General features: G+C 55.2%; 15 protein-coding genes. 12 read left to right on the forward strand and 3 right to left on the reverse strand.

Features of this window, described 5'->3' with window-relative positions; translation table 11 throughout:
- Positions 1-5 precede the first annotated feature (5 nt).
- Together FDP08_RS15430 and FDP08_RS15435 are read left to right on the forward strand one after the other, a co-directional pair.
- Positions 6-962, forward strand: a complete 957-nt coding sequence (locus FDP08_RS15430; RefSeq protein WP_137437011.1) for a YCF48-related protein — start codon at positions 6-8, stop codon at positions 960-962.
- 3 nt (positions 963-965) lie between these two features.
- The gene (locus tag FDP08_RS15435; RefSeq protein ID WP_137437012.1) at positions 966-3,407 is read left to right on the forward strand and encodes an efflux RND transporter permease subunit; all 2,442 of its coding nucleotides are present in this window, start codon (positions 966-968) and stop codon (positions 3,405-3,407) included.
- 1,012 nt (positions 3,408-4,419) lie between these two features.
- Here FDP08_RS15435 and FDP08_RS15440 read toward each other — a convergent pair.
- Entirely contained in the window at positions 4,420-4,965 is a 546-nt protein-coding gene (locus tag FDP08_RS15440) for an SDR family NAD(P)-dependent oxidoreductase (RefSeq protein ID WP_137437013.1), read from the reverse strand.
- A gap of 34 nt (positions 4,966-4,999) precedes the next feature.
- Complete coding sequence (locus FDP08_RS15445) at positions 5,000-5,908, reverse strand: LysR family transcriptional regulator (protein ID WP_137437014.1); 909 nt, start codon at positions 5,906-5,908, stop codon at positions 5,000-5,002.
- A gap of 161 nt (positions 5,909-6,069) precedes the next feature.
- Between FDP08_RS15445 and FDP08_RS15450 the strand changes: the two genes are divergently transcribed.
- The 5 genes from FDP08_RS15450 (at position 6,070) to FDP08_RS15470 (ending at position 10,244) form a co-directional block, all read left to right on the forward strand.
- Positions 6,070-6,513 (forward strand): DoxX family protein, encoded by a 444-nt coding sequence (locus FDP08_RS15450; RefSeq protein WP_137437015.1) that lies wholly within the window; start codon positions 6,070-6,072, stop codon positions 6,511-6,513.
- A gap of 3 nt (positions 6,514-6,516) precedes the next feature.
- Entirely contained in the window at positions 6,517-7,464 is a 948-nt protein-coding gene (locus FDP08_RS15455; protein ID WP_137437016.1) for a glutathione S-transferase family protein, read from the forward strand.
- A 17-nt stretch (positions 7,465-7,481) separates the two neighbouring features.
- Entirely contained in the window at positions 7,482-8,285 is an 804-nt protein-coding gene (locus FDP08_RS15460) for a DODA-type extradiol aromatic ring-opening family dioxygenase (RefSeq protein ID WP_137437017.1), read from the forward strand.
- A gap of 48 nt (positions 8,286-8,333) precedes the next feature.
- A complete protein-coding gene (gene codA / locus FDP08_RS15465) occupies positions 8,334-9,563 on the forward strand; it encodes a cytosine deaminase (protein ID WP_137437018.1) in 1,230 nt (409 codons plus the stop codon).
- A 153-nt stretch (positions 9,564-9,716) separates the two neighbouring features.
- Entirely contained in the window at positions 9,717-10,244 is a 528-nt protein-coding gene (locus FDP08_RS15470) for a Crp/Fnr family transcriptional regulator (protein WP_137437019.1), read from the forward strand.
- Positions 10,245-10,610: 366 nt separating this feature from the next.
- Here the strand turns inward: FDP08_RS15470 and FDP08_RS15480 are convergent, their stop codons facing one another.
- Positions 10,611-11,579, reverse strand: a complete 969-nt coding sequence (locus FDP08_RS15480; protein WP_137437020.1) for an integron integrase — start codon at positions 11,577-11,579, stop codon at positions 10,611-10,613.
- Between the two features lie 393 nt (positions 11,580-11,972).
- Between FDP08_RS15480 and FDP08_RS15485 the strand changes: the two genes are divergently transcribed.
- The 5 genes from FDP08_RS15485 to FDP08_RS15505 all read left to right on the forward strand — a co-directional run bounded on the left by FDP08_RS15485 (position 11,973) and on the right by FDP08_RS15505 (position 14,219).
- Complete coding sequence (locus FDP08_RS15485; protein ID WP_206077299.1) at positions 11,973-12,422, forward strand: DUF695 domain-containing protein; 450 nt, start codon at positions 11,973-11,975, stop codon at positions 12,420-12,422.
- A gap of 130 nt (positions 12,423-12,552) precedes the next feature.
- The gene (locus FDP08_RS15490; protein WP_069184580.1) at positions 12,553-12,795 is read left to right on the forward strand and encodes a type II toxin-antitoxin system Phd/YefM family antitoxin; all 243 of its coding nucleotides are present in this window, start codon (positions 12,553-12,555) and stop codon (positions 12,793-12,795) included.
- Positions 12,792-13,055 (forward strand): Txe/YoeB family addiction module toxin, encoded by a 264-nt coding sequence (locus FDP08_RS15495; RefSeq protein ID WP_068440496.1) that lies wholly within the window; start codon positions 12,792-12,794, stop codon positions 13,053-13,055. Before FDP08_RS15490 ends, FDP08_RS15495 begins: the two co-directional genes overlap by 4 nt.
- Before the next feature lie 84 nt (positions 13,056-13,139).
- Complete coding sequence (locus tag FDP08_RS15500) at positions 13,140-13,529, forward strand: hypothetical protein (RefSeq protein WP_137437022.1); 390 nt, start codon at positions 13,140-13,142, stop codon at positions 13,527-13,529.
- Between the two features lie 78 nt (positions 13,530-13,607).
- Positions 13,608-14,219, forward strand: a complete 612-nt coding sequence (locus FDP08_RS15505; RefSeq protein WP_137437023.1) for a DUF1780 domain-containing protein — start codon at positions 13,608-13,610, stop codon at positions 14,217-14,219.
- Positions 14,220-14,363: the final 144 nt, after the last annotated feature.

Below are 14,363 nucleotides of genomic sequence, written 5' to 3' on the forward strand. Positions count from 1 at the left end.
CTCTCATGGTTATTTCAAACTTTCGGGCCGGGGCCATCGCTCTGGCACTCGGGGCCTGTGCGCCTGCCGTTTGGGCTGAAACGCCGCCCCTGTCCTACGACATCTCCGCCGATCGGGTGGCCATCTTCGACCTCGCGCGCAATGAACAGGTCTATTACGCCGTCGGTGAGCGGGGCGTTCTGCTGACCAGCACCGGGCCTGTTCCGAATGCGTGGCAGAGCCAACGTCTGCCCGCCACCGACTCGGTGATGGGTATCGCCTTCGGGGAGAATGGTCGAGGCGTCGTGGTCGGCCACGGCAGCATGATTCTGCACACCACTGACCATGGCAACTCCTGGACGCCGGTGGATGTGTCCGAGCATGGGCGGGGGGATCCGTTCATGGATGTCGCCTACCTGGGAAGCGGTCGGTTCCTGGCGGTGGGTGCGTTCGGGCTGGTCATGGAGTCGGTGGATGGTGGGGAAACCTGGCAGCCCGCGAGCATTTCCGAGGACTACTTCGACCGGCACCTGTATAGCATCGCCCAGGCGGGTGACGACTGGCTGCTGATCGGCGAGAGCGGTTCCCTGTTTGTCAGCGCCGATGGTGGTGAGCAGTGGGAGAAACTCTCGTCGCCGTACGAGGGCTCCTTCTTTGGCGGTCTGCAGACGCCCGATGGTGCGTGGCTGCTCTATGGCATGCGTGGGCAGATCTGGCGCACGGAAGACCGTGGTGCGACCTGGCAGAAGGCGAAAGTGGACCTCGCCACCGCCATCAATGCCCATGAAACCGGGCCCGAAGGCCAGGTCTTCCTGTTCGGCAATGGCGGACAGGTGCTGGTGAGCGAGGATGACGGCCGTCATTTCTCGCCTGCTTCACGCAGTGGGTTGCCGGGTGATATTACCGCTGCGACCAGGATCAACGGCGAATGGCTGGTGGCCGGCACCGCGGGTGTTCGCCTCTGGAATGGTCAGGGAGAATAAGTCATGAGTTCAGAGCAGAAGAAAATGGGCTTGACCCGAGTGCTGGCCCGCGGGGTGTTCCGATTCCGTATTACCTTGCTGGTGGTCATGGCCGCCATCACGCTGGCCCTCGGCTTCTCCGCCAGTCAGTTGCGCGTGGACGCGGGCTTCATGAAGATGATCCCGCTCAGTCATGAGTACATGGGCACCTTCCTGGACTACCAGGGTGAGTTTGTGGGCGCGAACCGGATCATGGTGTCCCTGCGCAACGAAGATGGCACGGTGTTCGACAAGGAATTCCTGGCCTCGTTAAAGCAGGCGACCGAATCCGTGTTTTATCTGGATGGCGTTGAACGAAGCTCTGTGACGTCGATGTTCACGCCGAATGTTCGCTACTCCGAGGTGGTCGAGGAAGGCTTTGTCGGGGGTAACCTGATTGAGGCGGACTATTCCGGTACCGAGGCAGAACTGAGAGAAATCCGGGAGCGGACCCTGAAATCCAGCTGGGTCGGCCAGATTGTCGCCAACGACCTGCGATCGGCGATGGTGGTCGCAACCCTTCAGGAAGTGAATCCGGACACGGGCGAGAAGATTGACCTGCAAGCCGTTGCGAACAAGCTGGAGGACATCCGTTCCGAGCTTGAGAGCGAGTCCCTTGAAGTCAACATCATTGGTTTCTCCAAGGCCATGGGTGACATCGCCAACGGCGCCCGTGGTGTGCTCGTGTTCTTTGCCGTTGCGGTCGTTATTATCGCGGTGCTGCTGTACTGGTACACCCGCTCGAAGCGTCTGACCCTGCTCACGCTGGTCACTGCATCGCTGCCGGTTGTCTGGCTGTTGGGCCTGTTGCCGCTGCTGGGGCTCAGCCTCGATCCCATGTCGATTCTGGTGCCTTTCCTCATCTTCGCCATTGCGGTCTCGCACGCGGTGCAGATGTGTAATTCCTGGAAGCTCGACGTGCTCGCGGGGGCCGACATTCGCACGGCGGCTGAAGACAGTCTGACGGACCTGGTGGTTCCCAGTGTCGTGGCGCTGGCGGCCAACGTACTGGGTTTCCTGGTCATTGCGTTTGTCGATATCCAGATGGTGCATGAACTGGCGATCACCGCGACCCTGGGCGTCGGCGTGATGATCCTGACCAACTCGCTGGTACTGCCGCCTTTGCTGTCTTTTACCAGGATGGATCAGCACGCACTGGACCGACTGACGGGTAAAGGCTCTCACTACTGGTTTTGGGAAAAGCTCAGCATACTGGCCACCACACCGAAAGCCTGGGTGCCCATTGTCTGCGCTCTGGCTCTGACCGGCTATGGCATCTACCAGGCAGACCAGATGCACGTGGGGGATCTCGGGGACGGCGTGCCGGAGCTGCGTGATGACGCCCGTTACAATCAGGACGTCAGGGCGGTCACCTCGCAGTATTCCGTCGGTGTTGACGTTCTGCAGGTCGTAGTTGAAGCCGACGGCGACAACATGCCCTGTGTTCAGCCTGAGCTGATGCAGCAGTTGGAAGAATTTGAACTGTTCCTCCGTCAGCAACCGGGTGTGGCTTCTGTCGGTGCGCTGCCGGGATTTGTGAAGGGCGTTACCCAGAACTACGCGGAAACCAACCCCAAGTGGCACGTGGTGCCGGGCAACCGGGCCCAGGTAGCCCAGGGTGTCGCATTTGCGACCCGCGATGGCAGTACGCTGATGAACACTGCCTGTGACGCGATGGCCATTTCGGTGTTCCTGAGCGATCACAAGGCCGAGACCATATCCGGCATTGTCACGGCCATCAAGGCGTTCAAGTCCGTCTATGACAACGACACCCTGACCTATCGTTTGGCATCCGGAAACGTCGGGGTGATGGCCGCCACCAACGAGGCGGTGACCGCGGCGAACCCTTGGGTCAACGGCGCGCTGTTTGCCTCGGTGACCCTGCTGTGTCTGGCCATGTTCCGTAGCCTCCGGATCAGCCTGTGCATCATTCTGCCACTGGCCCTGGTGACGCTGCTGTGCAATGCGTTCATGTCGTTGCTGGGTATTGGCCTGAAGGTGAACACCCTGCCGGTCATCGCCCTGGGCGTGGGCAGCGGGATCGATTACGGCATCTACCTGTTTGAGCGCATGAAGCATGAACTCGATGCCCGCGACTGCAGCATTCAGGAGGCCTTTTTCGAAGCGCTTAAACAGCGTGGCACGGCGTCGGCGTTTACGGCGCTGACCATGACCGTCTCGGTGGCAACCTGGTACTTCTCGGACCTGAAGTTCCAGGCCGATATGGGCATCCTGCTGGCGTTCATGTTCCTGGTGAACCTGTTTGGCGCGATTTTGCTGTTGCCAGCGATTGCGGCCGTGCTGTTCCGTGACCGGTCGTTCGCAAAGCAACCGGAAGAGCCGGGTTTTGTGGCCGAAAGTGAATCGAAGAGAACATCAATAGCTCAGGAAGGCTTCCCGCGTTCCGGCGTATATTCCGGAAACTGACCGAGGGGGCGTTTTCGCGCTTCGCCACTCCATCCGGAGTGGCGTTTCATGCTTTGCAACCCCTGCTGGATTTGAACATGGTTCCGGCTTCTGGCTGCTCCGAAGCCATTTGGGAGGCGTCAGTCCAGCGGCCTTTGAAATGGCCTCCGTTTGAGGTTGGGGCTTGCCGCGCCTATCGGGGAAAGTCAAAAAATTTGCCACCGAGGCCTGTATGAATTGCAAACATTATTCTGAGAAGTTGAAGATTAAACCAAGTTAATTATTTATAAAAATTGCGCCATTACTTCGACTTTCCGGGTGAACTCCGTCATAAACAGGGCTTAAATTATGCCTCTTTGGACACAGGAAATTAAAAAGGACCTGCGCTTTCACGCAGGTCCTTGAAAATAATGGCCCGCCCGAGAGGATTCGAACCTCTGACCTCTGACCTCTGACCTCTGACCTCTGACCTCTGACCTCTGACCTCTGCCTCCGGAGGGCACCTCTGACCCCTGATGTAATACGGTTTCGTTCGGTGTTATTACAATCCTTTCAACGGATTGTGTAGCTCTGCCTTTAGTTTGAAAAGTCCTTTTAAACCGAATTCTTAGCCGATTTAAACCGATCGTGGGCACAACGTTGTCTGGTTTCAGGTGTCTTGATTTGACCAAGTTGATCGCTGCTCTGACCGCGACTTTTTTCTAGCTTAAGTCTGTGAAAGACGGTTTGCAAAGCTTGAAAATTTGTCCGGTTTTAGATGTCTCGAATTGGAAAGGATGATCGGCTTAAGGTTGCGAAGGCAACAGACGATTGATGACATAACAGTTCAAACTGGTGCACCGAAACTCTGTGGACGGCACTGGCCGCATGGGCCGAGTCCGTGATTAGGCAGGCGTGCGACAAATCCTCACCAGGGTCAGAGGCGGCGAAGCCGCCTCGTCAACAGGCCTGATATATGGCAGCACCCCGTCCTTCATCAAAGTCTGAAGCCTTGCAAAGGGGAAGGGGCCATATATGTCGTCCGTGGCTAACGTTACATGTTGGACCGGTGCTGGGCACCGTCTACAGGAATGCAGGCTCCGGTGACCCAGCTGGCGGCGTCAGACGCCAGGAAGACTGCTACATTGGCCACTTCCTCCGGGCGGCCAAAGCGACCCCAGGGGATTTTTTTCAGGGTGTTGTGGTAGCGATCGGAGCCGGCCTTCTCCGCTTTGTCCCAGGTGCCGCCGGGGAATTTTATGGAGCCCGGGGCAATGCTGTTGGCGCGGATGCCATCGGGGCCATGGTCGACCGCCAGCGATTTGGCATAGCTGATCAGAGCCGCCTTGGTGGCTGCATAGGGTTGGGTGGTTCCCACCTCAATCCCGGGGATGGACGACAGGATAATGATGTTGCCGCTGCCGGCTTCCTTCATCCAGGGGAGTACCTTGGCCACCGCACGGACCGTCGACAGCAGATCCAGGGTGATATTGGCATCCCAGGCCTTCAGATCGTTGCCCGCACCCAATGCGGAAACGTTGCACACCAGGATATCCACACTGCCAAGAGTGGCTTTAACGTTATCCAGAAGCGCGTCCAAGCGGTCCTTTTACCGCACTTGGCACTCCTCACTATTATTCAAACCGATCCCAGTAGGGAGGTTCGCCGAAAAAGCCGTCGACAAAGTCGATAAAGCTGCGAACCTTACTCGCCAGCAGTTGCCGGTGTGCATATACCGCATAAAGCCCCATGTGCTCTGGTTCCTGTTCAGGCAGGATGACTTTCAGTTTTCCTTCCCTGATCGCCGCGCCGGCAATGAAGGTGGGCTGTAAGACGATGCCGGCTCCGGCAATTGCCGCTTTTATCAGCACGTCACCGTTGTTGCTGATCATCTCCCTGGTGTTGTTGCGATCATTCCCTTGCAGCCATTTATGCACCGAGGGGCCGGCGTCCATGTCCATGTAACTGTAGCGAAGGTAGCGATGGTCACGGAGATCCTCCGGGCGTTCCGGCGTGCCGTATTGCTCAAGGTAGGCCGGCGATGCGCAAAGAACCAGCCTTACCGGGGCGAGCCGTTTGGCGATCAGTGAGGAGCTTTTCAGGCGGCCGATGCGCAGCGCAATATCGAAGCCTTCTTCCACGATATCGACTTTTCGGTCATTCAGTTGCAGGTCGATGCCGACGGCCGGGTGCGCTTTCTGGAATTCGCTCAGCAGGGGCGCCATGTGGCGAATGGCAAACGAAACCGGGGCGCTTATTCGTAACAGGCCCTGGGCCTCGGTCTGCAAGTCGCCGAGCTGGTTTTCCATGTCATCAATGTCGCTGAGTACCTGCTGGGCACGCTGGAAATACTGGCTGCCTGCTTCGGTGAGGTGGATCCGGCGAGTGGTTCGGTTCAGCAACCGCACGCCCAGGTGGGTCTCCAGTTGGGATATGTATTTGCTGACCAGCTGAGGCGATGTGTCCAGCCGGTCCGCGGCGCGGGTAAAGGTGCCTTCATTGACCACCGTCACGAAGGCGCGCATGGCCTCGATGCGATCCATGGGTATGTCCTTTGATGTGTGCTCCGATTATCAATGAATCGATGATAATAAAGCAATGCTGGCCATCTTAGTCTTTCCATTTGGTGATAGTACAGTGAGTCCATCTTCTGAAGCAGGGGCTTCGGAATAAACCAACCAGAGAAAGATGAAAGGTGATGATTATGAACACTCAATTCGCAAAGGCATTGTTCCACTCTAACGCCGGCTTTTCTGCACTGATACTGCGGGTGCCGGTTGGCCTGGTACTGGCTGCCCATGGCGCACAGAAGCTCTTTGGCTGGTTCGGCGGCTACGGACTGGAAGGCACGGCGAATTGGCTGGCGAGTATTGGCCTGGAGCCGGGCTACCTGATGGCGCTGCTGGCCGGCGGTGCCGAGTTCTTTGGCGGTCTGGCACTGGTGCTTGGCCTGCTGACACGACCCGCGGCGGTGGTTGCAGCTTTCACCATGCTGGTCGCCATCTTCTCGGTGCACATCGGCAACGGGCTGTTCATGTCCAATAATGGCTACGAGTATGCCCTCACGCTGTTTGTGGTCACCGTCGCTTTGGCGATTCAGGGCGCAGGCCGGTTTGCCGTGGATAACCTGTTCCATAAAGAGGGCTGAGCCATGCTGGTAAACGGGATCTGGAAGGAAAACTGGCAACCGGTGCAGGCGAAAGACGAGGAAGGACGGTTTATTCGTCAGACCTCGCCCTTTCGCAACTGGATCACGCCGGATGGGCAGCCGGGCCCCACCGGGGAGGGAGGTTTCAAGGCCGAACAAGGACGTTATCACCTGTACGTCGCCTACATCTGCCCCTGGGCATCGCGAGCCTTGATGGCTCGCGAGCTCAAAGGGCTCAAGGACGTGATCGGGGTGACCGTCGTCAACCCCCGGCTCACCGATCAGGGATGGCAGTTCGGTGGCTACCCCGGCGCGCAGGAGGATACCCTCAACGGTGCGCGCTACATGCATGAGCTGTACACCCGGGCGGATCCGGATATTTCGGGTCGCGCTACGGTGCCGGTACTGTGGGACAAACACACCGGCACCATCGTCAATAACGAGTCTGCGGATATTCTGCGAATGCTGAACACGGCTTTCGCAGAGATTGTGGATCAGGGGCCGAACCTTTACCCGGCGGCGTTGGCGGACGAAATCGACAGACTTAACGGCTATCTTTATACCAATCTGAACAACGGCGTGTACCAGGCCGGCTTTGCCTCGAGTCAGGCCGCCTACGATGAGGCCTACACCAGGGTGTTTGCTGCCCAGGACGAAATGGAGTCACAGCTGGCGGATGGACGTTGCTACCTGTTTGGTGATCAACTGACGGAGACCGATATACGTCTGTTCGTGACCCTGGTGCGTTTTGACGTCGCCTACCACGGCCTGTTCAAGTGTAACCGCAATACCCTTCGAGCCATGCCCCGGCTACACGCCTACATGCACCGGATACTGGCGCTTGAGGGCATTGCCAATACGGTCAACCTGGAACACATCAAGGCGGGGTATTACTCCATCAAGGCGCTGAACCCGACAGGTATTGTGCCGGCAGGGCCGGGTGAACTCTGAACAAAGGATCAACCGCCATGAAAAATGAAACCGATGTTCTGTTTATTTCCCATGGTGGCGGGCCAATGCCGCTGCTGGGAGATCCGGGCCACCGGGAGATGGTGGACCGGCTAACGGAGCTTGCCGCTACCCTGCGCAAGCCCTCAGCGATACTGCTGATCAGCGCTCACTGGGAGGAGGCGGTGCCGACAATCACCTCTGGCGCCAACCCTTCGCTTATCTACGATTACTATGGCTTTCCGCCGGAAGCCTACACTATAGATTATCCCTGCCCCGGCGAGCCGGGGTTGGCGCAGCAGGTATGCCGGGCGTTGAAACAGGCCGGATTCCGGGCGCGGCTTGATGATCAAAGGGGCTTCGATCACGGCCTGTTTGTGCCGCTCAAGCTGATGTATCCAGAGGCGGACATTCCGTGCGTTCAGCTGTCCCTGGTGGACAGTCTGGATGCCGGCACACACCTGGCGATTGGTCGTGCTTTGCAGGCGCTGGATTACGACAACCTTCTGGTGATCGGCTCCGGCTTCTCGTTCCATAACATGCGGGCCTTCTTTTCGGAACAGACGCCGGACATACAGGCCCGCAATCAGGCTTTCGAGGACTGGCTGGAACAGACCTGTGGCGATAACTCCCTGCAGGAGCCGGAGCGGGCCGAGCGCCTGGCTCATTGGGAGCGAGCGCCCCACGCCCGGTTCTGTCACCCGAGGGAAGAGCACCTTTTGCCATTACACGTATGCTATGGGCTGGCCAACAAGCCCAGTGATGAGCATATCTCAGCAAAGATCCTTGGCAAACAGTCGGGGATGTTTTATTGGCGGTGTTAACCTGCACAGTCAAGGATCAGAGCCAGTTTAGAACCCTAAGGAGAGGTTATGAGTGAATGTCTTAATGCCATTGTAAACGCCCGATTGCAGGGCCGCGAGGGTTTGTACCGGCTGGCTATCGCCGACGGCCGGTTCAGCGCGATTACCGCCCAGCATGCACCGGAAGAAGCCTCAGAAAATCAGTTGGACGCCGGCGGAAATCTGGTTGCTCCTCCTTTTGTGGAGCCGCACATCCACCTGGATGCGGCCATGACCGCCGGCGAGCCTCGCTGGAACCAGAGCGGTACTTTGTTTGAAGGGATTGAGTGCTGGTCTGAACGCAAAGCCAGCCTGACGCGCGACGACGTGATCGGCCGGGCCGAACAGACGTTGAAGCTGTTTGCCGATAACGGCATTCAGCATGTCCGCACCCACGTTGATGTGACAGACCCCAAGCTGACAGGGCTGAAGGCCATGTTGGAAGTGCGTGAGCGCATGGCTGAAACCGTTGATCTCCAGATTGTGGCATTTCCTCAGGAGGGCCTTTGGTCATTTCCGCAGGGCAAGGAGCTTATGGAGGAAGCGGTTCGTCTGGGGGCTGATGTCGTCGGTGGCATTCCCCATTTCGAATTCACCCGGGATTACGGTGTTGAGTCTGTCCAGTGGCTGGTGGCGTTGGCCCACAAGCACGACCTTCTGGTAGATGTGCATTGCGACGAAATTGATGATCCTGAATCCCGTTTCCTGGAAGTGCTCGCTGCCGAAGCGCTCAAGCTGGATTATGGCTCCCGGGTAACCGCCAGTCATACCTGTGCCATGGGCTCGTACAACGACCATTACTGCAGCCGGCTGTTCCGGTTGTTGAAGCAATCCGGTGTGCACTTTCTGTCGATGCCCACCGAAAGCCTGCACCTGCAGGGCCGATTCGACGGTTATCCGAAGCGTCGTGGCCTGACCCGGGTTCCGGAACTGCTGGAGGCAGGGCTGAAGGTAGCCTTCGGCCAGGATTCCATCCGCGATCCCTGGTACCCGCTGGGCAACGGCAACATGCTCCGTACCCTGGACGTTGGTCTGCACGCCTGCCACATGCTGGGTATGGGCTGGATTGACCGGTCTCTGGAGCTTATTACCGACAACGGTGCTGCGGCACTGGATCTGGAAGAATATGGTATTGAGGAAGGGCTGCCCGCACGCTGTGTGATACTTCAGGGGCGGTCGCCGTACGAGGTGCTGCTGGGGCAGTTGCCTGTTCTGGCGTCGGTACGTGATGGTCGGATTTTAGTGCAGCGGCAAGGTTGATGCCGTTTTCAATAGAAAACATCGAAATCCCAGTTTACCGATCGGGGTTTCTTTCCACGACATTCGAGTCTTGGTAACGGTCGCCAAGTCAGACTTGAGTCATGAAGATCGCGCTATACTAATAGCACACTCCTATAGCCCGGTGATGATTCCATGCGCGACATGGATCCCTTAGCGTATTGGCAGAAGCAAGGCCCAGAGTTTTTCCGGGAGCTTTCCAGCTTTGGTGCCATGCCCGACGCGGTTATAAAAAAGCTCTTGGAAGAGGGGCGTGTGCTTAGCCTGAGTCCCGGGGACTCGCTTTACTCTGTTGGCGATCGTAGCGAGGCGTTCTACATCGTGCTCAGCGGCAAAGTCGGTACCTGGATGCCCAGGAAAGATGGCGGCATGACTCTTGCGCGCTGTCACGAGCCGGGTGATGACATGGGGTTTGTCCCCATGATTGCGCTGGCAGACCGACCTGCCAGTACCAAGGCCGATGAAGTATCGGTTGTTCTGGAAATCAGTTTTGGTCTGTTCCTGGATTTACACCAGCAAGAACCGGATGCCTTTGGCCTGATGCTCCTGAACCTCGTTCGTGGTATGGCCAGATCCATCATTACTATGGCGACCGTGTTGGCGGAACAGGATGAGCAATTGCACCTGGTTTATTCGGAATCACAGAAGTCGGAATCTGAGTGAAGCTCAATTTGTTTGCCCAAGTTGAGGGCATACGTCAGCACATGTCGACCTTTCGATCAGTTAATATGCTCCCAAACAAAATTCACATAATGGAATTTCTGTAGATGTTGTCGATTCTCGACCCAAAATGGCATGTATTTATCAAAGTCTCTCAATTGGGAAGCCTAACCCGAGCCGCTCATGTGTTGGACGTCCCCCAGTCTATGGTAAGTCCACCGCGGGCGTGTCTATATTTTTGAGGAATACCGTTCCGTCCTGGGGTCTTCCACCGGACGCTCCGATCGGGGCGCTGCTAAACAAAAGCGAACATTCGCAACACTTCATATCCTTGGCGTTATCTACACCAGTTGAGCGCTTGGTCGCTTCTCAAGAACCCGGCAAACGATCAAATGGGCTAACTGTTCCAGCTCTTCGATCGCCAATAATGTGGGTGTAGATTTCAGTCGTCCGAATCTCGCTGTGGCCGAGGATTTCCTGAACCGTTCGGATATCACTTCCCGATCTCAGCAGCTCAGTGGCAAAAGCATGGCGAAAAGTATGCGCCGTCACCCGTTTGGTAATTCCGCTCGCTTGCACGGCCTGCCTTAATTGCCGCGCGTATGTTGAATGATGAAGGTGATGTCGGCAAACATAGCCTGCAATGGGGTGAACGCATCTTGTGGAGGATGGGAATAGATACTGCCAACCAAAGTCTTTCATGACCGGTCCGTACTTTTTGTGCAGAGAGGCTGGGACTGATGTTAGCCCGAATCCCTCAGCCAGGTCCGACTCATGTAGCGCTCGTGAATGGGCGATTTGCCGCTCCACGTTCTCTCTTACGTTGCCGGGGATGAGGGTATATCGATCTTTTCGGCCCTTACCGTTGAACACCAGCAGGTTCCGGCTTTTCAGGTCGATGTCTTTTATGCGAAGCGAGAGAGCTTCGCTGATCCTCAAACCACAGCCATAAAGAAGGGCAGTAATTAGCCAATACTCCGCATCCATATTCCCTAGAATAGAAGCGACTTCCTCTGGATTGAGAACCGTGGGCATGCGCCGGGGTGTTTTCGACATCTTGTAGTGCAGGTTTTCGATCTCCCTTTTCAGCACATTCTTGTAAAGGAAGATTATGGCGCAGAGTGCTTGGTTTTGGGTGGCGGGGCTGACCCCTCGATTTACGGCGAGATGATTCAGGAAACGCTCAATTTCGTGATTGCCCATCACCTCGGGGTGCTTCTTGTCATTGAACAGAATGAACTGGCGGACCCAGTAGAGATAGGTTTTCTCGGTTCGATAGCTGTACTGCCTCGTCCTGATTTCTGTACGAACCGATTGCAGAAACGGTGATTTTGACACAGTCGCCCCTCCTTGGCTGAAAGCTGTATATTTGTACAGTTATAATGGAAAAGCCTCGAAAATGCCAAAAATTCTGCGGCTTAATTTGCATGGCGCTGCGCTCTTTTCACAGAGCACCCTAGTAGCTTATTGATTTAGAAACGGAAATTTTTAGCCTTTTGGATTTAACTAGCAGAAACGTGCAACAATAACCCGCGTGCAAACTTTCCACAGAATCAGGAGAGGAAAAGCGCCTGAGAGCCGGATGGTAAGGGTTTGAAAAGGCGAGATTGTCCGGGCCGTGACTCAGTTTTGGACGGGGTGGTGGCATTGCGGTTTAATAAGAATTCAAACTAATAAGCTGTTAGCCGTATGAATAGAGTAATCGCCACACTTCTAGGAATAATATTTGCCATGACCGCGAATGCTGAAGAAGAAAAAGGAATAATTGGTCGCGTATACGAAGACGGATTGCCCGTAATCTACAAATTCGTCAATGAGCTTCCACAGGATAGCGTCAGATCTAACTTGTCATGGCTAACGGTCATATCCTGGAAATACGATGGCGAATCGAATAACGGGATGCCGTTAAACGATGAAAACCAAAGCATGATCGTACTAGAGGATGCCATCGAAGATCATATTGAAAAAGATCAGGTTCTTCGTCATGTATATAGCCGAACCGGCAACAATCTAAAAGAACTTGTTTACTACATACACGACCAAGATAAGTTCTTAGAGGCTTTTAACAAGGCGCTGAGTGGCCACCCACGATATCCCATCGAAATTAACTTCTATCAGGATGCTGAGTGGGAAGATTTTAAAAGGCTATTAAATGACTTCGAGACAGCGGCTAACAAGTAGCTACACCGGACAAAATACTCGCTGCGCTCCTATTTTCCCGGTGAGCTAGGCGTTATGCATTGCGTTCGTCTTGACGTACGTACCTATAGGCGTACACTTGATTAAAAGTTAAACACGCAAGAGGTGCGTCATGACCGGAATCACAGCAACTGAGGCGCGCAGCAACCTTTATCGGTTGATTGACGAGACCGCCGAGTCCCACCAACCAATCGTCATCATGGGTAAGCGGAACAAAGCTGTTCTGGTATCCGAAGAAGACTGGTCTGCTATTCAGGAAACACTTTACCTGCTCTCCGTACCCGGTATGCGGGAGTCTATTCGGGAAGGGATGGATACTCCCGTGGATGCATGCGATGAGGAGCTGGACTGGTGACATGGAAGTTGGTTTACACCAAGCAGGCCCAGAAAGATGCAAAAAAGTTGGCCTCCAGCGGCCTCAAACCTAAAGCCCAGGAACTGTTAGCGCTAATAGCGGAAGATCCGTACCGCAAGCCGCCTCCGTTTGAGAAGCTAATTGGTGATCTTGCGGGGGCCTATTCGCGCCGCATTAATATTCAGCATCGCCTGGTCTACCAAGTACTGGAGGACGAGCAAGTCGTGAAAGTCCTCAGACTCTGGAGCCACTACGAATAATGCATAACCAGCCGCTGTTGCCGGACAATTTTTCCACCGCTTCGCGGTTCCAAAATAGCCGCAAAGCTCCGCGTTAGGTGAAACATGAAATTCCCTCACATCAAGGGGCTAGAAGCGAGACAAGAAGGCAATGTGCCGGAGCTTCTCATGGTCAACTATGACCTTTGGACGCTACGACTCACGCTTTCGTTTCGGTCTAATGAGATAGTCTATGTCGATTTTGAGGCAGTGGAAGGCTTTCGCGTACTCGACGAAGGTCAATTACTGGAATTCTGGGGAGATGATTCTAGGGATCACTGGATATTCGAGGTCTTGGGCAATGGTTGGCTGGCAGCGGAGTCAGACCGCGAGACGGCACCACTTATCGATGAAGGCCACGAACTCAAAGAATATTTGGTAGCGGGTATCAATGATTGCGTCAGTATCCTAGATTACGGGTATCCGAAGGTGACCTATAAGACGCGAAACACCTAACCAGTGCAGGTTGTCGGACAGGTACTATGCTCCGCTCCGTACCTGCCGCAACTGCAAGCGTTATAAGGGAAGAGGCTAATGGAGGAGGATGACTGGAAGTCGGAAAGAGTCGAGGCCATTCAAGAGTCGCTAGAATTTCTCTCCACGAATGAGCAAAAATTCGAGAGGGAAAAATGGGTGGTTGCGCGGCTTCTTGAATATGCAGTAGATGAGTTTTCAGAATCATTCTTGTCCGAAGCGGACGAGCCTGCAGATGTCGCTTTTCTTGAGGCAAATTTCCAGGTTAAAGAGATTCTGGAACACGGGCGTCGCCGAAGTGACGAATATCGTAAGGCATTGTTAGTGGCCAAAAACGCAGAAGATTTTTCAGACTTGGTCAGCGACTATAATCCGAAGTTCATTTCGTTTTGCGACATAGTTGCGCGTAGCCACAGGTATGCGGAGAGCTTGGTAAGGAAATATGGTCCTCGGGAGCGCGAAAAACTAGATCTTGTGTGTTATTTCAACTTCAACCACCACCACGAAACTCCTCCTGAAAAGTCTCTTGAAGTTACGCACTTGTTCAGATCATTTGCGATTGTAAGTAATAGATACAGAGCCGTGATTTACGCAACAGAGGATGCCCCTGCTTTCTTGCGGGAGAGCGTGGGAAAGGTCTGGGATATTGCTGGCGAGCAAGTTCCCTTATAACAAGTCGTTCAAGTTCGTTCCGGGCCTACGGCCCTCCACCGGACCGCCTTGCCTACGCGGTTGCTCCGGCAAGTCGGCCGCTTAACATCAGCGTTATCCCCAAATCTGAACGTTCGCTTTGCGACCGTAGTGCCCTCAATGAAT

Source organism: Marinobacter panjinensis (assembly GCF_005298175.1).
GTDB lineage: Bacteria > Pseudomonadota > Gammaproteobacteria > Pseudomonadales > Oleiphilaceae > Marinobacter > Marinobacter panjinensis.

Bases quoted from the DNA above. Each gene is read 5' to 3' on its own strand.
- FDP08_RS15485 (WP_206077299.1), top strand. From the start codon at position 11,973: ATGACCGCGAATGCTGAAGAAGAAAAAGGAATAATTGGTCGCGTATAC.
- FDP08_RS15445 (WP_137437014.1), bottom strand. From the start codon at position 5,908: ATGGATCGCATCGAGGCCATGCGCGCCTTCGTGACGGTGGTCAATGAA.
- FDP08_RS15500 (WP_137437022.1), top strand. From the start codon at position 13,140: ATGAAATTCCCTCACATCAAGGGGCTAGAAGCGAGACAAGAAGGCAAT.
- FDP08_RS15450 (WP_137437015.1), top strand. From the start codon at position 6,070: ATGAACACTCAATTCGCAAAGGCATTGTTCCACTCTAACGCCGGCTTT.
- FDP08_RS15505 (WP_137437023.1), top strand. From the start codon at position 13,608: ATGGAGGAGGATGACTGGAAGTCGGAAAGAGTCGAGGCCATTCAAGAG.
- FDP08_RS15430 (WP_137437011.1), top strand. From the start codon at position 6: ATGGTTATTTCAAACTTTCGGGCCGGGGCCATCGCTCTGGCACTCGGG.
- FDP08_RS15470 (WP_137437019.1), top strand. From the start codon at position 9,717: ATGCGCGACATGGATCCCTTAGCGTATTGGCAGAAGCAAGGCCCAGAG.
- FDP08_RS15460 (WP_137437017.1), top strand. From the start codon at position 7,482: ATGAAAAATGAAACCGATGTTCTGTTTATTTCCCATGGTGGCGGGCCA.
- codA (WP_137437018.1), top strand. From the start codon at position 8,334: ATGAGTGAATGTCTTAATGCCATTGTAAACGCCCGATTGCAGGGCCGC.
- FDP08_RS15490 (WP_069184580.1), top strand. From the start codon at position 12,553: ATGACCGGAATCACAGCAACTGAGGCGCGCAGCAACCTTTATCGGTTG.
- FDP08_RS15455 (WP_137437016.1), top strand. From the start codon at position 6,517: ATGCTGGTAAACGGGATCTGGAAGGAAAACTGGCAACCGGTGCAGGCG.
- FDP08_RS15435 (WP_137437012.1), top strand. From the start codon at position 966: ATGAGTTCAGAGCAGAAGAAAATGGGCTTGACCCGAGTGCTGGCCCGC.